Genomic DNA, 20,210 nt, shown 5'->3' with positions numbered 1-20,210 from the left:
ATTTGAAAAAAAGATTAAAGAAAAATAATCGCAGGTCGCTAAACATTTCGGAGGCGGTAAATACTGGGTTTTCCACAGTCTGTCCGCCATGTTTAGTGGGGCAAAATGCCCTTAAAAGCCTAGGAGAATTCTCATGGCGGTTATTGTTAACTCGAATCTGGCATCATTAAATGCACAGCGTAATCTTGAAGCATCACAAGGCAGTCTGAATCAATCACTGCAACGTTTATCATCTGGTCTGCGTATCAACAGCGCGAAAGACGATGCAGCCGGTTTGTTCATCGCTGAACAGCTGACTCGTGATATTCGTGGTACCAACCAAGCAGTTCGTAATGCATCTGATGGTATTTCCCTCGGTCAAACTGCTGAGGGTGCATTAGGTGAAATTGGTAATAACTTGCAACGTATCCGTGAGCTAGCGGTACAGTCTGCCAACGCCACCACCGGTAACCGTACAGGTATCCAAGCTGAGGTTAACCAGTTAACTCAAGAAATCTCACGTATTATTCAGACTACTGAATTTGCCGGTAATGGTCTGCTGAGTGCTGCCAACTCATTGACATTCCAAGTCGGTGCAAGTGGTGCTGCAACAAATCAATTGTCGGTATCAACTGTTAGTATGACTGCTATTGCCGGCTATTCAGCTGATTTGGCGGCAACAGGTACAATTGACGTAAGTACTGCTGGTGCGGCTTCTGGAGCACTTGCTAACTTGAGTACCGCTCTGGATACTGTTAACCAATCACGTGCCACATACGGTGCTCTGCAAAATCGTTTTGAAGCGGTTATCTCTAACCTGCAAAACTATGCAGAAAACCTGACTGCAGCACGGAGCCGTATCCAAGATGCTGACTTTGCTGTTGAAACAGCTAACCTGACGCGTTCGCAAATTTTGCAACAGGCTGGTGTTTCAATCCTGGCGCAGGCTAATACCCTGCCTCAGACAGCACTTTCATTACTCGGATAAGTTACCGGGAGGCTTTCCCGGCAAATAGCCGGGAAAAGCTTACCCGATATTCTTGGAGGATGAAGGAATGACTACCAACGATTTAACAGTTAAAACTGATTCGTTGTCATTACCAAATTCTGGCAATATTCAGCAGGGCAGTAATGTTCCTGCTGAAGTTGTTTCAGGGCTTGCTTCAACACAACGAGTCAATCCATTGGCTCAACCGAAGATGCTATCCAAACAGCTGGAAGCCACGGAAGAGCAATTAGCAGCGATTCAGGAGAGAGTAGTTGAGCTTAATAGCTACATGCAAAACTTGAATCGTTCTTTACAATTTTCAGTAGATGATAAAAGTGGCGATACGGTTATTAAAGTGATTGATTCTGAAACGGATGAATTAATCAGACAAATACCCGCTGAAGAGTTATTAGTCGTTCGTAGCTCTTTGGAAGAATATCGCGGCATGTTGCTGGAGATGAGAGTTTGATTGGCGTGTAATTTGCTTAAAATTACACACTAATCGGGAGCGTTATCATGGCTACAATACAAGCACCAGGCATCGGGTCTGGCTTAGATGTAAACGATATTGTCACTAAGTTGATGGAGATTGAGCGTCAGCCTATCGACAACTTAACGTCTAAAAAGTCATTTATTAATGCTCAGATAAGTGCTTATGGCTCGCTAAAGAGTAAAGTTGCTGATTTTCAATCAGCAATGGCTAATCTTAATTCACCTGAGAAGTTTCAGGTATATCAAGCCACTAGTGGAAGTGATTCTGTTTTTACCAGTTCAGTTTCAAATGGTGCTGTTGCTGGAAATTACAATATTGAGGTGGTTAGGCTGGCAGAAAGGGATAAAATTGCTACCCAAGCCTACACCGATTCCAACACCGTCGTTGGTGAGGGTACGCTTAATATCAATATTGGATCTGAGAGTTTTGCGTTAACAATTGATAGTAGCAATAACACTTTGGCTGGTATACGTGATGCAATTAATGATGCAGCTGATAACACCGGTGTCTCTGCGACAATTGTTACTGGTGACGATGGTGCTCGTCTGGTTCTCTCTTCTAAAGAAACCGGAACAGATAATGCTCTGCGGATAAGTGTAACAGACAGTGATGGTGGCAATACTGATGAAGCTGGTCTATCTGCCTTAGCCTATAATCCAGAAGGCGGAGTGGAATTTCGGGCGGCCATTTCTTCAGCTCAAAATGCCCTTATCCGGATAGACGGTTTTAATGTCAGTAGTAGCACCAATACAATTACGGGCGCTATTGATGGTGTGACTATCAATGCTGCTTCTATAGGCTCATCAACGTTAAGTGTAACTCGGGATGATGAGAAAATTCTCGAATCTGTTGAAGCCTTTGCAGCTGCCTTCAATGCTTTACGAACAGAAATTAACAAGCAACGCGATGGACAGCTGGAAGCTGATAGCACTCTTTTATCGTTAGAACGGCAAATTTTTGATGTTTTAAATGCTGGTTCATCAATTGACGGTTCCTCTTTTAGTTATCTGATAGAAGCGGGTGTCTCAATCAATAAACAGGGCGTTATGGAGGTTGATTCGGATCGTATTACTGAAATTATGAATACCGATTTTGAATCTTTTACCAATTTATTTGCCTCAGAGAATGGTGGGTTTGCAGCAAAACTATCAACCCTTGCCAATGGTTGGTTAGCCAGCGATGGATTGATTGATGCTCGTGAAGACGGTCTGAAGACTCAAGTCGAGGGAATTGATGACCAGATTTTACGAATGGAAGATCGAATGATTTCTGTAGAAGCCAGAATCCGAGCTCAATTTACTGCGCTTGATACTCTGGTGAGCAGCCTTAATAATACGTCGAGCTTTTTAACGCAACAATTAGCTTCATTGAATAATAATAAGTAACACAGAGCGAAATTAGGATGATGCAAAACATGATCAATAAAAAAGCACTGGAAGGTTATGGTCGAGGAGCCGTAGAGTCAGAAGTTAACTTTGCCTCACCGCATCGTATTATTCAGATGTTAATGGAGGGGGCGCTATCTAAAATTGCTACCGCCAAGGGATGTATCGACCGAAATGATATTGCTGAAAAAAGTCGGCAGATTACTTGGGGCATGAATATTATCCAAGGCTTACGAACCAGCCTTGATGCTCAAAAAGGTGGTGAAGTTGCTGCTAACCTGGATGCCTTGTACGAATATATGGGGCGACGTTTGCTTGAAGCAAATGTTAGTAATGATGTTGCAATTCTGGATGAAGTCAGCAGCCTTTTAATGGAAGTGAAAGCTGGTTGGGATAATATTCCGGCTGATTATCACTAATCATTTATGACACATTTCAGCGATAAACTTAACTCCCTGCACCAAGCGGTGCAACTTACTCAAAATATGCTGGCTATGGCTAAGCAGAAACAATGGAATGAATTGCCAGAAATTGATAAAAAAAGGCAAATACTGTTGCAGTCGATATTTCCATTAGATGACGATTCTCCAGAAATTGAAGGCCAGGCAACATTGCTGCAAACACTTATCGACACCAACAATGAACTGATTGCGCATTGCCAGGAAGGAAAACAGTCTCTACAACTTCAAATGCGTAATGCAAAATTCACCCATAAAGCCGTAACGGCTTATCAATCCAATTAGTTAGCGCGCTTGTTTCTGAAAAAGTTCCCATTTACAGTGTCATTTTTTTGACAACTAACTGCAAAGTGCTTAACTTGAATTAACTAAATCCCTAACGTAATACCAGCAGGTTCAGAAAGAGCTTGCCTTCAGGAGCAGTTATGAATGCGTGTAATATCTTGGTGATAGATATTGACCCACAACGCCGAGAAACACTTTCCACGCTTATTGCGTTCGTAAATTGCCACGCTGTCGTGGTGAATGATATGGAAAACTGGTTTGATAGCGTTAATGATTTGAATGATATTGCTTTAGCGCTGGTTGGTGATTGTGGTGGTGTTAGCCCGACAAAACAGTTATTACGTGAGCTTATTAATCATGAAGCAAGGATCCCGGTGTTTACACTCGATTATCCAGAAGCTTTAATCAGAGAATTTCCCGGCTCCATCGGCAGCTTAAATTATCCCATCAAATACCTTCAGCTAAACAATGCAATCCAACAAGCTTCGGTTTACAGGAACCAGGCTGATAATCAAGCTGAGACAGAACCGTTATTTCGTTCGCTGGTGGGCAACAGTACAAAGATGAAACGGGTTCAGAAAATGATACATCAGGTTTCTGATTCAGAAGCCAATGTATTGATTTTAGGAGAATCTGGAACGGGTAAAGAGGTGGTTGCCCGCAACCTGCATTATTTTTCCTCACGTCGCGATAAACCTTTTGTACCGGTAAACTGCGGTGCTATTCCCGGCGAACTTCTGGAAAGCGAATTATTTGGCCATGAAAAGGGTGCGTTTACTGGTGCGATAACTGCTCGTAAAGGTCGTTTTGAAATGGCCGAAGGCGGAACACTGTTTCTTGATGAAATTGGTGATATGCCCCTGCCTATGCAAGTTAAGTTATTAAGAGTTTTACAGGAAAGAACCTTTGAACGCGTAGGCAGTAATAAAACCCAAAAAGCCAATGTCAGAGTGATTGCCGCGACCCATCGTAATCTCGAAACTCATATAGGTGATGGCCGCTTTAGAGAAGACCTGTTTTACCGCTTAAACGTTTTTCCTATTGAGATGCCTGCCTTACGCGAGCGGCCTGAAGACATTCCATTATTGATTCATGAGCTTATACAGCGAATAGAACATGAGAACCGGGGAGCTGTACGCTTTACTCCGACGGCCATCGCATCATTATGCCGCTATACCTGGCCCGGCAATGTTCGGGAACTGGCAAATGTGGTTGAAAGACTCGTCATTTTATATCCCTACGGCACGGTAGACTTTGATGACCTGCCAGAGAAATACCAGATTGAGGGTGAACCACTCCCGGAAGTTATTACATCGGCAATTGATTCCCAGCCACACTCACCCACTGCGCTTAAAGTATCCTCCAAAGCGAATGGTAGTGATGCTTCAGCTTCAGCGAATGGTTTTCAGCAATCTGATGATGCGCTGTTAAGTATGGATACCATACCTGAAGATGGCTTGGATTTAAGGGAACATCTGGCCAATCTGGAATATCTGCTGATCAAACAGGCCCTGGATGAAGCGGCTGGGGTTGTAGCTCATGCAGCCAGTAGATTAAAAATGCGCCGAACGACGTTAGTTGAAAAGATGCGAAAATACGGTATTCAACGGGATATTGAAATCAGCTGAAATAGCGCCTGAAATTTGACTCTGAAATAAAGTTATTTAATATAACATATTGAAAAATAAAGAATAAAAAATAGGGCATATATTTTGCTAGCTCACTATTGGAAACCCTTTAGTGGAGCAAAATTAGATGAACCTCAAATGGCCTGAATCCTCACCTTACAGTGAAAATAAAGTTGCGTTAAAGGCAATACAACCAACAAAACGTAATGTGGTTGATATCGCTGAACATAAGCCTTTGTGGACACCACCGGTAAATTCCCAAAAAACATCCGCTTCAGAGAGCCGCATTGCAGATCGTCTCAGCAGTTTGCTTGCCGTCATTCCTGGCGGTGTCGTGGTCATTGATGGAATGGGTGTGGTTCAGGATTGTAACCAGGTAGCGATTAATTTATTAGGCGAACCGTTGACAGGTCAACGCTGGATTGATGTTATCAAACGTGCGTTCAAGCCCAGAGAAGATGATGGGCATGATGTTTCACTGGCAGATGGTCGACTGGTACATATTTCAACCAGCCCGCTGGATAAAGAGCCTGGACAGATTATCCTGCTGCAGGAGGTTACTGAGACTCGTCAATTACAACGTAAGGTTGCGCATCTGCAACGATTATCAGCTATGGGGGAAATGGCGGCACGTCTGGCGCATCAAATTCGTACGCCTTTATCGTCTGCCACTTTATATCTGGCGCCTCTTCTCAAACCTGAGACTGAACAAACTACACAATTAAAATTTGCCCGTCGTTTACATGACAGCCTGAGCCATATGGAACAGCTGGTTCGCAATATGCTGGCATTTTCACGGGGTGATATGAATAGCACTGCGCCGGTAAGTGTGAATGCATTAATTGATGAACTGGTACAGCAATTTGTGGCACAACCGGAAAGTGAATCGCTCAATGTTCATGTCATTAATCTGGTGAACGATGGTTATATTTATGGCTGTCAGCCAGCCTTGGTCAGTGCACTGAATAATTTACTCAACAATGCCCGGCAGGCCTGTGGGGAAACAGGAAAAATAACCATTCATGCTGATTATGCTGAAGAAGGTCAACAACAGTTTATTGAAATCAGTATTGAAGATAATGGTGCGGGCATCGCCGAAGCTGATTACGACAAGATACTGCAGCCTTTCTATACCACGCGTTCTTCAGGAACCGGGTTAGGACTCGCTGTGGTGCAGTCTGTTGCCAGAGCTCACAAAGGTATGCTCTGGCTCGATAGCGAGCAGGGTGTAGGCAGCACATTCTGTCTGCGATTGCCTGTTTACCGTCCATCTAATACCTCTCAGGAACAAATGCAAGCAGGAGTGAAATCATGAATCAGTCGATGATTATGGTAGTGGAAGATGATGCCAATTTACGTACCGCTTTATGTGACACGCTGGAACTTGCGGGCTATAAAGTTACGTCGACCGATCACGGGCAAAAGGCCTTGGATAAACTGGCTAATGAACCGATCGGCTTATTGCTCAGCGACTTGCAGATGCAACCGATGGATGGTCATACATTATTGAAAAAAGCCCGGGCGATGTTGCCTTCATTACCTGTTGTTCTGATGACGGCTTATGGTTCTGTACAAAGTGCGGTAGAAGCCATGCACGAAGGGGCTTGCGACTATTTAATGAAACCGTTTGAAGCTGATGATTTATTGCAGCGGGTACAACGCTACGTGCGAATACTGCCAGCCAGTGATGACATGGTCGCAGCAGCCAAATCATCAGTGGATTTACAGGCATTGGCCAGACGTGTTGCTGAGACTGACGCAACCGTTCTGATAAATGGTGAAAGTGGTACGGGTAAAGAAGTGTTAGCACGCTTTATTCACCGGCATTCACCACGTCAGGACGGCCCTTTCATTGCCATTAACTGTGCAGCTATTCCGGAGTCCATGCTTGAAGCCACTCTGTTTGGTTACGAAAAAGGCGCGTTTACTGGGGCAGCTCAAGCCTATGCTGGTAAGTTTGAGCAGGCTAATCAAGGCACGATTTTGCTGGATGAAATTACCGAGATGGATATTTCATTGCAGGCCAAATTACTGCGCGTATTGCAAGAGCGCGAAGTGGAGCGTCTGGGGGGCAGAAAAACCCTCTCTCTTGATGTTCGTGTGCTGGCGACTACCAACCGCACTTTACGTGATGAAGTCAAAGCCGGCCGTTTCCGCGAGGATCTATTTTACCGATTGAATGTTTTTCCGTTGCAGTTATTGCCTTTGAGAGAAAGACCTCAGGATATCGTGCCACTTGCCGAACAGTTACTTGAACGTCACTGTCAGCATGGTGGACGGGTCGCACCGCATTTCGACAGTGAAGCACAAAGAAAACTGTCGCAACACAGCTGGCCGGGAAATGTTCGGGAACTCGATAATGTTCTGCAGCGGGCGTTAATTTTACAAACCGGTTCAGTAATTAACGCCGATGATTTGGCATATGAAGCCATGTCAGGAACTCAGCAAACCACTAACGAGGTAACCCCGGCACCAATTACAGAGCATAGCGAGATTGTTAGCCCCCTCGATAATGCAGATGATTTACGCAGCCACGAACAGCGTCATATTCTCGACATCCTGGCAAAGCATCGTGGCAGCCGCCGGGAGACTGCAAAAGAATTAGGTATAAGTGAACGCACCTTACGCTACAAAATCTCACGTTTTCGTGAACAGGGCATTGCCATTCCCGGAAAATTTGGCAAGAAGTCTGCATAAACAAATCAGCCCACCAAGCAATACAAAGCGAGAAGATAATTATGATAAAAGCAATTGATCCTAACCAGTTACTGACGCAGATGCGGGCCATGCAAACTCAGGCTAATCAGGCCATGCCAATGCCAGCTGAGCAGAATTTATCTAGTGGCAGGGTGGATTTTGGTGATCTGATGAAAAATGCTGTGGATAAAGTAAATGAAACACAACAAACAGCAGGTCAGTTACGAACGGCTTTTGAATTGGGTGATCCCAAAGTCAATTTAACCGATGTCATGATTGCCTCCCAAAAATCAAGTGTGGCGTTTGATGCCACGGTCCAGGTCCGCAATAAGCTGATTGAGGCTTATCAGGAAGTCATGAGAATGTCGATTTAATGGCGTTGGTTTAATTGAAGAGCCTGAATATGGAAAATGCACCTGCTACAAAAACGAACACATTTGCTGCAAACACCCCGTTGGCAGTTATGCAAAATAATATTTCCCGCCAACCCATAACCAAGCAGATCATGTTTTTATTGGCGATCGCGGCCAGTATTGCTGTTGGCGGTTACGTGTTTATGTGGTCGCAAACACCTTCTTATCAGGTGTTGTTTTCCGGAATGGAAGCTCAAGAACCCTCTGAAGTAGCCAATGTGCTGCAACAGATGCAAATTGATTATAAGTTAGACCCTACTACGGGGGCATTGCTGGTTCCGGCTTCAGAAGTTCAGGGATTACGCTTACGGTTGGCGGCTGAAGGTTTACCGCGCAGTAGCGCACAAGGCATGGAAATCCTCAGTCAGGAACAGGGATTTGGCACCAGTCAGTTTATTGAGCAGGCTCGCTATCAGCGTGCAATGGAGCAGGAGCTTGCCCGTTCAGTGAGCGAGTTGCAGAATGTCCGCAGCGCCCGTGTGCATTTGGCGATCCCCAAGCAATCGGTATTTGTACGTGAACGTAAGCCACCTACTGCTTCGGTTGTGGTCAATCTTTATGCAGGCAGAACATTGGAGCGTGGCCATATTGCCGCTGTTACTCATATGGTGGCGGCCAGCATACCCAATATGAAAAGCTCAGATGTCACCGTTGTTGATCAGCGTGGTAATTTATTGAGTCAGCCAGAGCGTGATAGCAGTATGGCGTTGAGTGATACGCAGCTGGAATTTACGCAAAAACTTGAACAGTTATATATCAGCCGTATCGAAGATATCCTAACGCCTATTGTGGGGATGAACGGTGTGCGTGCGCAGGTAGTTGCAGATGTTGACTTTACAGTCACAGAGCAAACACAGGAAAGTTATAACCCGGATCTGGCGGCATTACGCAGCGAACAACTTGCTGAAGAAGAGCGCGTTGGCGGACTTGGTCCTATGGGTGTGCCGGGAGCACTGGCCAATCAACCTCCTGGTGGTGGGGTCGCACCGGAACAAGCAGCACAGGAAAATGTTGGTGAAGATGGAGAAGTGGTAGCTGAAACGGTCACACCCGGCTCAAGTACTCGTCGCAGTACACGTAATTTCGAACTTGATCGCACCATCAGTCATAGCCGTCTGGCACCTGGCGACATTCGCAAGCTGAGCGTTGCTGTACTGGTCGACGAACCGACCACTACCGACGCTGAGGGTAATGTTGTCGCCACACCTATGAGCGATGCACAAATGGCACGTATTAATACGCTGGTCATGGACGCAATTGGTTTCAATATGGCCCGAGGCGACAGTTTAAATGTTGTCAGCGCACCATTTGTTACTCCGATTGAGGCCGAGCCGCTTCCAGGTATCCCTCTGTGGGAGCAACCATGGGTATGGGACGTGGGTAAACAAGTCTTGGGTGCATTGGTCGTGTTATTCCTGATATTTGGTCTGATACGTCCAGCTTTCAGAGATTTGAATAAATCTCCTAGTAAACAGTTAGCCAACCAGAGCGGTGAAAATACTGATGAAATGTCAGCAGAGCAAGTATTGGCAGCAAGTAGTAAAAACGGTGAGGATATTGCTAAACTGACGACTGGTTCTGAGCGTGTTGAACAGCATTTGACTAATATTCGCAGTTTAGTACAGCAGGATCCTGCGCTGGTAGCGCAGGTCGTAAAAAACTGGGCAGCGAGTGATGCATAATGGCCGAACAACCCCGTAAATTAACCGGTACTGAAAAAGCCGCAGTATTTCTTCGCTCAATAGGTGAGGAAGATGCTGCGCAGGTGCTTAAGCATATGGGGCCGAAAGAAGTTCAGAAAATCGGTCAGGTCATGGCGACTTTGAACAATGTAACGCGTAGTGAGGTGGAGACTGTTTTAGGCAGTTTTGTCACCACGGTAGAACAAGAAACCGGTCTGGGCATTGGTTCTCATGACTATGTGCGGAAAATGCTGGTTGGAGCCCTGGGTGAAGAACGTGCCGGAGGTTTGCTTGACCGGATTCTTTCCGGTGGTAATACCAATGGTCTGGAACAGTTAAAATGGATGGATGCTCGTGCTATCTATGAAGTAATACGACTGGAACATCCCCAAATAGTCGCGATAGTCTGTTCGTTTCTGGATCCCGATCAGGCTGCTCAGGTACTTGGTATGTTTCCGGAACGTGATCAGGCCTCGATTTTACTGCGGGTGGCAACACTGGATGGTGTGCAGCCAGCAGCGCTGAATGAACTGAATGAAATCCTGGAAAAACAATTCAGCGGTAACGCTGGCGGACAAACTGCCACCGTTGGCGGGCCTAAAACAGCTGCCGATATTCTTAACTTTGTTGAGGGTAGTCGTGAAGCAGCCATTATGGAAAAAATCAAAGAATCCGAACCGGATCTCGGTCAGAATATCGAGGATTTGATGTTTGTCTTTGATAATCTGATTGATGTGGATGATCGTGGCATGCAAACATTAATGCGTGAAATTCAAACCGATCAGCTTCAGCTTGCCCTTAAAGGCGCTGATGATAATCTCAAAGAGAAGTTTCTTAAAAATATGTCCCAGCGTGCAGCAGAAATGCTACGTGATGATCTTGAAGCGATGGGACCCGTGCGTATCAGTGATGTTGAGGCCGCGCAAAAATCCATTTTGTCTACCGCACGGATGTTATCCGATAAAGGTGATATTGCATTAGGTAGCGGTGGTGGTGATGACTTCATCTGATGATCTTTATACCACCCAACATGCCAACGTTTTATCCGCCGAAGAACTCGCCAATGCCTATGAGCGATGGGAAGTTCCTCGCGTGGTATCGGTGTCGGATGTTGAAGCTGAAAATACCAACCCTTTAACTGTTGAAGCATTGGAAGCTGTTCAGCAGGCCGCACAGGAAGAAGGTTTTAAGCTGGGCTATGATGAAGGTTACCAGCAAGGTCATGAAGCAGGATTGAAAGCCGGGGAAGCCGATATTCTGCAACAGGCTCAACAATGGAAAGCCTTGATTGACACTCTGAATAATCCGCTTAAGAGCGTTGATTCAATTGTTGAACAAGATTTGCTGTCGATGATCAGTCTGCTGGTGCGGCAAATGGTTTATCACGAACTCCAGCAAAACCCTGAACTGGTTTTGACTGCTGTGCGCGAAGCGCTTGCAGTATTACCCGTCAGTGATCGCCAGCTAAAAGTTTATCTGAACCCTGAAGATATGGAGCTGGTAAAAAACGGCTTGAAACTGGATGAAGATACCGGCTGGCAATGGTACGAGGATCCGCTAGTAAGCCGTGGGGGAGCCAAGTTGGTGACGGCAGATACCACCATTGATGCCACCGTTGAAACCCGACTCAATAATTTAATTTCACGGTTATTAAGTCAAGACAACCATCATGAACCCAGCTGAATCGCCAAACCAATCAACACCTTTGCATGACAGGTTGCAACATCAGCTGGAGCGACTCACAGCCGATCATGAAACACCTATTACCGTGGAAGGACGATTGACCCGAATGGTCGGTTTGACGCTTGAGGCCGTTGGATTTCAAGCCTCAATTGGCAGTCGTTGTGAAATTCATGCTCCTGGCAGAGAGCCTGTCGAAGCGGAAGTGGTAGGGTTTCATGATGAAACACTGTATTTAATGCCTACCGGCAACATTCGTGGTTTAGTCCCTAATGCCCGGGTCAGGCCGATCCGTAGTGATTCTCAGGTACCCGTTGGTAACGCTTTACTGGGTAGAATTGTCGACGGTGCCGGAAAACCGCTTGATGGACGTGGGCCGCTTAACGTAAAAGATAAAGTCCCTCTACATGGCAAAACAGTTAATCCACTATCCCGTGCACCGGTCAGACAACATCTGGATGTAGGCGTCAGAGCAATAAATACATTAATGACGGTTGGACGTGGTCAGAGGATGGGGCTGTTTGCCGGGAGCGGCGTCGGCAAAAGTGTATTGCTGGGTATGATGACGCGTTTTACTGAAGCCGATGTGATCGTGGTGGGCCTGATAGGTGAACGGGGACGTGAAGTTAAAGAGTTTATTGAAGATATTCTGGGTGAAGAAGGCTTAAAGCGTGCCGTGGTTGTCGCATCACCAGCCGATCACTCACCCTTGATGCGTTTGCATGGCGCCATGTTGGCAACCAGTATTGCAGAATACTTTCGCGATCAGGGTAAGCAGGTTTTGTTATTAATGGATTCATTGACACGGTTTGCCCAGGCTCAGCGTGAAATTGCCTTGGCAGTTGGTGAACCGCCAGCCACCAAGGGTTATCCTCCGTCGGTTTTTTCGTTATTGCCGCAACTTGTTGAACGTGCTGGCAGTGGTGAAGTCGGTGGTGGAGCAATAACCGCAATTTATACAGTGCTTACCGAAGGTGATGATCAGCAGGATCCAGTGGCCGATGCTGCTCGTGCCATACTTGATGGACACATTGTTTTATCCCGACAATTAGCTGAGGCCGGGCATTATCCGGCGATTGATATTGAAGCGTCGATCAGTCGTGTCATGCCACAGGTTGTCGATGCCAAACAACTGCAGCTGGCCCAGCAATTCAAGCGAATCTATTCCACTTACCGGCAGAATCAGGATTTAATTACCATTGGTGCTTATCAGGTAGGAAGCGATCAGCAAATTGATGAAGCGATTAATCGTTTTCCAGCGTTATCAGCAATGTTGAAACAGGACATGCATGTGGCGCATGATTGGAACAGTAGCCTGCAGTCATTGCAAAAACTGGCTTTTGGCCAGATGAGCAATTCACAGCAACTAAATGGACAACTGATGACAGCGGAGCAACGTAAATTCTAATTTTGGATAACAAGACGGATTCGGGTGCTAAAGCAATATGACACGGGCAAGCAAACTGATACCGGTGATTGAAATGGCCGGTCGCGAGACCGATAAAGCCATGCAGAGTCTGGTTCAGGCCAACAACGTGCTTGAGCAAGAAAAACATCAGCTTAATGATTTACTGCGTTATCGCGAAGAGTACCTGCAGCAATTCCGACAAGGCGATGCTTTACAGATGAGTGCTCGCAAAGCAATTGACTTAAGATCATTTCTTGCCCAGTTAGATAACGCTATTCGAATGCAACAGCGCCACGTCGAACAGTGTTTTATGCAGACCCAAAAACAACGGCAGTTATGGTTGGAAGCCAAAAATAAACAACGATCTATTGAATCCCTCAAAGAACGCTATCAAAAAGAAGACGAGCAACGTCAGCATAAACTGGAGCAGCGACTGGCAGATGAACATACCGCTATGCTCTGGGCACGCAAACATAAATAAACCCTGGCATAGTCTCTGCTTAGATTTGTTATGTGGTAATTTGCATACGACATTGGTTGTATAAACTCACAAGCGGACATTTTTGTCCGGTCATTATTGTATTGCGGCAAAAAATGTAATTAAAAAAGCTATAAATATGACGAATACAACGGAAAAACTTGATTGTGGAGAACAGTTAAACATTACTCAGCTGGAGTCATGGTATTTGCACTGTTTAAAAATTCTGCTGGCAGGAAATAACGTATTTATTGATGTCAGTCGTTTGCAACGTATTGATACCGCGGCGTTACAATTACTCTACCAATTTCAGCAACAGGCAGAGAAATATGATATTGAGGTTCACTGGTCTGTGATGAGTGATAGCTTTCAGGATGCCGTAAGTCTTTCCGGTCTATCTTTTAAAATGACCGATCAGCCATCAGTTGCCGAAAATGATTCAATGGAGAATAACTAACATGGCCCGGATTCTAGTCGTCGATGATTCACCCTCGCTCAGACAGATGTTGCAGATTATTTTGCAGAATTCAGGCCATGATGTGGTGTGCGCAGAAGATGGTAAACAGGCCATTGATATGGCAACTGAGCAGCAATTTGAACTGGTATTAAGTGATTTTAATATGCCGCAACTGACAGGACCTGAATTCATAACGATGCTGCGCCTGTTACCGCAATACCGCTTTACTCCGGTACTGTTGTTAACAACGGAAACAGATGAAGACAAAAAAAATCTTGGCCGTGTTTCAGGCGCCAGTGGATGGTTAAAAAAACCGTTTGATCCTGAACAGTTGGTCGACACTATCAACTCACTGCTTAATTAATTTTCGATTGCCATGCATCCGCTTTTATCCTCTGCCACAGCTGCTTTTCATGAGGAAGCTCTGGAAACATTAAACCAAATAGAGGATTGGCTCTTAACGTCATTGGAGAGTTCCACCAGCGGCGATGCCCATTGGCAAGATACTCTCAGACTATTGCACTCTCTCAAGGGGACTGCCGCCAGTTTCGAAAATGAAGCAATAGCAAAAGTTTGTCATGCCATCGAGAATATTCTGACGGAAAACCGCCAACTTACCCGCCATGACAGGGACGGACTACTGGCGGCAATTGACTTTTGCCGGCAATGCTTAAGTGGAGCTGATGCAGATCCAGTATTACAGGACGAAGAACTGGCAAATTGCCTTGCTGGGATAAATCGTCTGGATAAGCCGAAACAGAATAATGGTAAACCACCGATTGTGCCGGAAATGAATGGTTCGGTCTGGCAAATCGATTTTGCCCCACATCCACAGTTTTTTGAAAACGGCCATGATCCATTACGAATTATCAAAGTATTACGCCAGTTTGGTCCGGTAAAGGTCTCCGTCTTCACTGATAAATTACCCGATTTTGCAGATTTTGACCTGTATAAATGTTACCTGCGCTGGCAGATAACACTTACCGCGGAAGTGAGTTACCAACAAATTATTTCGCAGTTTGACTGGGTAAAACATGTCTGTGATTTCACGGTAGAAGTATTGGCTTTAGCGCAGACCAAAAGAGTCAATGAGCCAAATCGATACAAAATGAGCGAGGCCAATCTGCAAGCATTATTAACCGTTTCGCATACATTACAGACACAGTTAAAGCAGACGTTTGCACTTACTAACCAGTTAAATCAAACGGATAAAATTCGTTTAACGCGTCGTAATCAGGCGATGAAGCATCAACAGCAATTATTGCAACAACAGCTGTTACATATTTCGATGCGTCCCTTGGCCGATGCTTTTGCAAGATTACCCCGGATGGCATTTGATCTGGCGAATAAAACCGATAAACCAATCCAGTTGAATATGGATATCGCGCCCATTGAGGTGGATAGCATGATCGTCAATTCGTTGATAGATCCATTAACCCATCTTTTGCGAAATACATTCGCTCATGGAATTGAACCCACCGAGCTTCGCCAGCAGTCCGGCAAACCTGTAAAAGGTCAAATCCATATTATTGCTGAACAAGTTGATGAGCAACTAATCATTCGATTCAGTGATGACGGAGCTGGTTTAGCTGAAGAAAAGATCCTGGCCAAAGCAAAACAGCTCGGGGTCAATTTGCAGGGGAGTAAGCTTGATCAACAACTGCTCAGTGACTGGGTATTTCGACCAGGTTTTTCCACCGCAGTATCAGCAGATGCAATCTCCGGAAGAGGTATCGGATTGGATGTTGTGAAGCAACATATTACCGATATGGGAGGGCGAATTGAGTTAATTTCGAGCCATGGCAGAGGATGCTGTTTTACCCTGTACATACCTGTTCATCAGGCGTTAATGGATGTACAACTCATTAATGTTGATCAACAAACGCTGGCATTGCCATTAATAAGTGTGCTGGATAGCTATGCTGCTTATAGCAGCAGGTTAGTCTGGCATCGAGGCAAAAAGTGGTTTATCACAGATGATAACCGGCAAGTACCATTGATTGATATTCGCCAATTCCTGCAGTTGCCTTTACAGGAAACAGATGATCAGTCCGGTTTTATCATTTTACTGACTACTGAAAACAATGTTTTTGCAATGAAGGTAGACAGTTTGGCTGAACAGGCTCAACTGCTTGTTAAGTCCTTACTTCCGCATTATCGTCATGTAAATGGAGTCAAGGGCGTCGCAATACTGAATGATGGAAATATTGCTTTACTGCTCGAGCCTGGCAAGCTGTTGATGTCCCTTACGATTGCCGGTGAGCAATGAAATCGTCTGCTAATTCGCCTTTGGACAATGATCTTTACCAGCTGATCGTTATCGAAGATCAGCAATATGCGCTGCCGGTCCATTGTATTACGACTGTTCTGGCGTTGGAAAATGTATTACGACTGCCTGGAACGAACTCATGGTTATCTGGTGTTGTGCATGTTCGCAATGCGATTGTGCCGGTCGTTAATATGAATAAATTGATTGAAGTTGACGTCACCCATCATCAATTTAACTGTCCATTACTGGTTTTGTTACATCATCCATTGGATTCACAACGACTACTGGGGCTTAGTGTTACCGACGTGACGATTCTAATGTACCACTCAGAGCTTGCTGAAATGGCATCCAGCTCATCCACACATCAGTGTCTGATAAATAGTGTGAATGATGATTCACAAAAGATTCATTTACTTGATATAGCTAATTTATTTGAGCAATTGCTACAGGGACAGAATTAAACCATGCTTGGGCAAGGGACAAAACGAATTATTGCTGTGATGAATCAGACCCATGACGTCGGTAAAACCACCATCACGGCAAACCTGGGTGTGTTCTGGCAGAAATGGGTTATCGGGTGCTGATGCTGGATTTGGATCCCCAGGCTGATCTCACCCGACAATTTGGGGTAGCTGAAACTCAAATTGGCATGGATGCTTTACTTTCTTTTAAAGATGATGCCCGTGATGTAATACTGCCTCTAAGCGAACAACTGTCTTTAATTGCGTCGGGTCCCGAGCTGCATTTGTTCGAACAGCAAACACCATCAATAAAACTCGGTGTTAAACTGAAGCAACTACTTACTTCGACAATACAATCAGATGCAGATATCATTCTGATTGATTGCGCTGCGATCTCAGGATTATTAGGCACGAATGCCGTTTTGGCTGCGAGTGATATGCTTATACCAGTTTCTGCGGAGCATGGTGCATTACGCGGTATGATAAAAATGCTACCGGTATTGCAACGGGTGGCGAAATTGAGATCTGATTCAATAAGGTTATGGTTATGTTTAAACAGATTGCCGGACGGTACTGATTTTGCCTACCAGTTCGGTGATTTATTGACACAGTATTTTCCGAAGCGAGTGCTAAAAACGGTGATATACGATAACGAGTCTGCAAATCCAGCTGATTATCAGTCTCTGGCAAATGATTTGCTATTGGGAAGAGCAGACTGATGGCTGAGAATGCTCTACAACATCATCCTATTAGTGGATTGGCAGGGCTGGATGAGCAAGATATAACCCTGGTCGAGCATAATTTTGCTGCGTTAATGAGTTTTAGTGATGCATTAGCTGAGCGCTTTTATCAGCGATTATTTGCTGAATACCCGGCGATAATGCCGTTGTTCAAATCAGTCACGATTGAAGGGCAACATAAGAAATTACTCGCATCGATGGTTTTGTTGATCCAGCATTTACGTGACTCGGAAATGATCGAGGATTATCTTCAGGGGCTGGGAGTGCGACATCAGCAATATGGTGTCGAACAATCCCATTATGAGATGTTCATCGAAAACTGGTTATCCGTGGTTGCCGAATTTTCTGAGCAGAAATGGGATGACACGTTACTGCAAGCGTGGAGAAATGTTCTGCAGTATGTGGCTGAGTTGATGCAGACTCCTGTTGGCCAGGTAGCCGAGCCGGTAACGGTTTATCAAACAGATCAAGCTCCGGCAGCAGAGTATGTGCTTACCTCGCTAGCCGTCGAGCAAACTGCCACGCCGATGATTATTATCGATTTAAATCTGGTGGTAAGTTACCTCAATGTAGCGGCAGAAACACTGCTAAAACAGTATCAAGACAGTCTCAAAAAAATGTTTGCCGATCTTAATGTTGAGAGACTTAAAGGTATTTCGTTACAACATTTCGCTGAAGCCGTTCCCTTCCCCATTGAGTGGCTAAGTGATTTCGAGCAGCTGCCTAGAAGTATTGATTTACGCAACGACTTTTTGGATGTGCGATTAACGATTTCGGTTCTTTACAAAAATGATAAGCCCGAGGGGTTTCTGCTCGAATGTTATCCTCATAGTGCGATTGGTTCAGGTCTATCGCTATCTTCAACACCGAACGAAACCGCTCCGTTAGCACAAAATATTCTACCGGCACTGGAAAAAACGCTTTACCAAGTTCAACTGCAAAACAGTCATTTAACTGCTATGTTGCAGGAAATAGATGACGCCGTGTTTGAAACCAGCCTGCTGGCGTTAAATTGTACTGTTGAAGCGGCAAAGCTGGGTGATGATGCGCGTCAGCTTCGTGACTTTTCAATGGAAATTAGAGTGCTGAACCAACAATTGAGTCAATTGCTTCAACCTTTGAAAATTCAGTCTGGTCAGCAGCAGCAACAGCTGAATAAAAGCATTGAGCTTTCACAACAACTGGAAAAAGATCTGACGCATAATCATATCGGTTGGGAAAATCGCAGCCGCCATTCCATAGAGCAAATCAGCCAACAGTTGTCTGAGCAAACCAATGCATTAACGCAGTTGATTAAAGTAATCACTAAAAATACTGAGCTATGAAATATCGATTCTGGCACAGCCATTGCTATTCATTACCTATAACAGCGCTATACGGCTACTAACCAGAGTTTAAGGAAATGAAATGACGCAACAGCTGACCCTCTCCTCGCTGAGTGTTGCCCCGAACAATACAGACAAAGCCATAACTTCTGCTGCCAACAGTAAAGATAATGCGGCCTTTGCGTCGGAACTGGATCGTCGGCTAAATGAACCTCAGCGATCAGATAAAGATAAACCGGCCAGGAATGACCTTAAAACAGATAATAAACAGGCTGAAGCAAACACCAAAGCGGAAAAGCCGGATGCAAAAGACGGCAAAGAATTGCCGCCTGAAAAATCGGAAAAGGTAGATAAGACGGAAAAAACGGCTGACAATTCAGAACTGGAATCCGATAAAGCACCGACTAAAGAAATCATTGTCGAAACTGACGGCAAAACTGATAAGACTGAGAGTGAGGATGAAAGTGATCCTTTAATGATTTTGGCTGTTACTCCCGTGACAGAAAAGAAAACTGAAAAGCAGCAGCTCGCCACAACGCCATTAATAAATATTCCACAGTCCGGTGATAAGGATATGAAAAAATCTGTACTTGCGATGCAGAGCAAATCAAATAATGCAGATTTTTCAGCAACGTCAATCCGTGCAGATATACTTCAGGCAATTCAGAAGCAAAATGTGGAAGGTGATGCGGTTACCACCGAAAAGGTTAAGTTAATGATGCAAACGGCGGGGAAAACGCCGGAACAGTTTATGACAGCCAGTGCTGAAACAATTTCCGCGATGCGGCAACTGGATCCTCAGGCGGAGAGAAGTTCAGCCAGCAAACTCAGTAGTCCTTTAGTATTTTCTACCATCCCGGGTATGACCACGTCTGTGGCTGGTACACCGAGTGTTGCTAATCCCGCTTTATCGCTGGACATACAACCTCAGCTTAACAGTGCAGCTTGGGGCAAAGTGATGAGTAGCCGGGTGGTTTGGATGGCGCGTGAGGGTGTTCAACAAGCAGAGTTAAGGCTGAATCCGGCTAATCTCGGCCCTGTAGAGGTCAGGTTGAGTATGCAAAATGATCAGGCCAATGTTACTTTTATTGCCTCAAATGCAGCAGCAAGGGATGCTTTGGAGCAGGCACTGCCGAGATTACGTGAGAGTTTCAACGAAAGCGGACTGGCATTAAATAATGCTGAAGTAAGCCATCAGGATCAGCCTTCGCAGGGTTCTGAGCAAGATGAACAGTTACATGGCGGCAATAATATAGCTCAAGTTATTGTTGAAACGGACGATATGGACAATGAAGCAACACAGTTATCAGTTGATTCACCAGATAATAGTGTCGGTGTGAGTGTGTTTGCATGATAATTACAATAATTATAAACATAGAAGGGA

Annotated in this window: 21 protein-coding genes; all 21 read left to right on the top strand. The window is 45.1% G+C overall.

The features are described from left to right. The first annotated feature begins 133 nt into the window (after positions 1-133). The gene (locus B4F66_RS03895) at positions 134-967 is read left to right on the top strand and encodes a flagellin N-terminal helical domain-containing protein (RefSeq protein WP_292356252.1); all 834 of its coding nucleotides are present in this window, start codon (positions 134-136) and stop codon (positions 965-967) included. A gap of 67 nt (positions 968-1,034) precedes the next feature. After that, on the top strand, positions 1,035-1,436 hold the full coding sequence (locus tag B4F66_RS03890; RefSeq protein WP_292356253.1) for a flagellar protein FlaG: 402 nt from the start codon (positions 1,035-1,037) through the stop codon (positions 1,434-1,436). A 47-nt stretch (positions 1,437-1,483) separates the two neighbouring features. Next, positions 1,484-2,845: a flagellar filament capping protein FliD gene (gene fliD, locus B4F66_RS03885; protein ID WP_292356255.1), complete on the top strand. Its 1,362-nt coding sequence runs from the start codon at positions 1,484-1,486 to the stop codon at positions 2,843-2,845. 29 nt (positions 2,846-2,874) lie between these two features. Then, entirely contained in the window at positions 2,875-3,264 is a 390-nt protein-coding gene (gene fliS, locus B4F66_RS03880) for a flagellar export chaperone FliS (RefSeq protein ID WP_292356257.1), read from the top strand. A 6-nt stretch (positions 3,265-3,270) separates the two neighbouring features. Further along, positions 3,271-3,588 carry a flagellar protein FliT gene (gene fliT, locus B4F66_RS03875; RefSeq protein ID WP_292356259.1) on the top strand — a complete coding sequence of 106 codons (318 nt, stop codon included), beginning with the start codon at positions 3,271-3,273 and terminating at the stop codon, positions 3,586-3,588. A gap of 140 nt (positions 3,589-3,728) precedes the next feature. Further along, entirely contained in the window at positions 3,729-5,216 is a 1,488-nt protein-coding gene (locus B4F66_RS03870; RefSeq protein ID WP_292356261.1) for a sigma-54 dependent transcriptional regulator, read from the top strand. A 127-nt stretch (positions 5,217-5,343) separates the two neighbouring features. After that, the gene (locus B4F66_RS03865; RefSeq protein ID WP_292356263.1) at positions 5,344-6,531 is read left to right on the top strand and encodes a sensor histidine kinase; all 1,188 of its coding nucleotides are present in this window, start codon (positions 5,344-5,346) and stop codon (positions 6,529-6,531) included. Continuing rightward, positions 6,528-7,913 carry a sigma-54-dependent transcriptional regulator gene (locus B4F66_RS03860; RefSeq protein ID WP_292356265.1) on the top strand — a complete coding sequence of 462 codons (1,386 nt, stop codon included), beginning with the start codon at positions 6,528-6,530 and terminating at the stop codon, positions 7,911-7,913. The genes B4F66_RS03865 and B4F66_RS03860 overlap by 4 nt, the downstream gene beginning before the upstream one ends. Positions 7,914-7,954: 41 nt before the next feature. Then, the gene (gene fliE, locus B4F66_RS03855) at positions 7,955-8,287 is read left to right on the top strand and encodes a flagellar hook-basal body complex protein FliE (RefSeq protein WP_292356267.1); all 333 of its coding nucleotides are present in this window, start codon (positions 7,955-7,957) and stop codon (positions 8,285-8,287) included. Positions 8,288-8,316: 29 nt separating this feature from the next. Beyond that, complete coding sequence (fliF, locus tag B4F66_RS03850) at positions 8,317-10,008, top strand: flagellar basal-body MS-ring/collar protein FliF (protein WP_292356269.1); 1,692 nt, start codon at positions 8,317-8,319, stop codon at positions 10,006-10,008. Further along, positions 10,008-11,018: a flagellar motor switch protein FliG gene (fliG, locus tag B4F66_RS03845; RefSeq protein WP_292356271.1), complete on the top strand. Its 1,011-nt coding sequence runs from the start codon at positions 10,008-10,010 to the stop codon at positions 11,016-11,018. Before fliF ends, fliG begins: the two co-directional genes overlap by 1 nt. Then, a complete protein-coding gene (locus B4F66_RS03840) occupies positions 11,005-11,691 on the top strand; it encodes a flagellar assembly protein FliH (protein ID WP_292356273.1) in 687 nt (228 codons plus the stop codon). The genes fliG and B4F66_RS03840 overlap by 14 nt, the downstream gene beginning before the upstream one ends. Then, a complete protein-coding gene (gene fliI / locus B4F66_RS03835) occupies positions 11,678-13,096 on the top strand; it encodes a flagellar protein export ATPase FliI (protein ID WP_292356275.1) in 1,419 nt (472 codons plus the stop codon). The genes B4F66_RS03840 and fliI overlap by 14 nt, the downstream gene beginning before the upstream one ends. A gap of 37 nt (positions 13,097-13,133) precedes the next feature. Then, entirely contained in the window at positions 13,134-13,577 is a 444-nt protein-coding gene (gene fliJ / locus B4F66_RS03830) for a flagellar export protein FliJ (RefSeq protein WP_292356277.1), read from the top strand. 136 nt (positions 13,578-13,713) lie between these two features. Beyond that, entirely contained in the window at positions 13,714-14,031 is a 318-nt protein-coding gene (locus tag B4F66_RS03825) for an STAS domain-containing protein (protein ID WP_292356279.1), read from the top strand. A gap of 1 nt (position 14,032) precedes the next feature. Further along, complete coding sequence (locus B4F66_RS03820; RefSeq protein ID WP_292356281.1) at positions 14,033-14,395, top strand: response regulator; 363 nt, start codon at positions 14,033-14,035, stop codon at positions 14,393-14,395. Between the two features lie 12 nt (positions 14,396-14,407). Then, positions 14,408-16,300: a chemotaxis protein CheA gene (locus B4F66_RS03815; protein WP_292356283.1), complete on the top strand. Its 1,893-nt coding sequence runs from the start codon at positions 14,408-14,410 to the stop codon at positions 16,298-16,300. Further along, entirely contained in the window at positions 16,297-16,761 is a 465-nt protein-coding gene (locus tag B4F66_RS03810) for a chemotaxis protein CheW (protein WP_292356285.1), read from the top strand. Before B4F66_RS03815 ends, B4F66_RS03810 begins: the two co-directional genes overlap by 4 nt. Before the next feature lie 104 nt (positions 16,762-16,865). Then, positions 16,866-17,480: a ParA family protein gene (locus B4F66_RS03805; protein ID WP_292738305.1), complete on the top strand. Its 615-nt coding sequence runs from the start codon at positions 16,866-16,868 to the stop codon at positions 17,478-17,480. Beyond that, positions 17,480-18,826 carry a globin domain-containing protein gene (locus tag B4F66_RS03800; RefSeq protein ID WP_292356289.1) on the top strand — a complete coding sequence of 449 codons (1,347 nt, stop codon included), beginning with the start codon at positions 17,480-17,482 and terminating at the stop codon, positions 18,824-18,826. Before B4F66_RS03805 ends, B4F66_RS03800 begins: the two co-directional genes overlap by 1 nt. 82 nt (positions 18,827-18,908) lie before the next feature. Further along, positions 18,909-20,180, top strand: coding sequence for a flagellar hook-length control protein FliK (locus B4F66_RS03795; RefSeq protein WP_292356291.1), 1,272 nt, complete (start codon positions 18,909-18,911; stop codon positions 20,178-20,180). Positions 20,181-20,210: the final 30 nt, after the last annotated feature.

It is taken from the genome of Methylophaga sp. UBA3603 (assembly GCF_002375335.1).
Taxonomy (GTDB): domain Bacteria; phylum Pseudomonadota; class Gammaproteobacteria; order Nitrosococcales; family Methylophagaceae; genus Methylophaga.
This window is presented reverse-complemented; position numbering and strand designations above follow the sequence as displayed.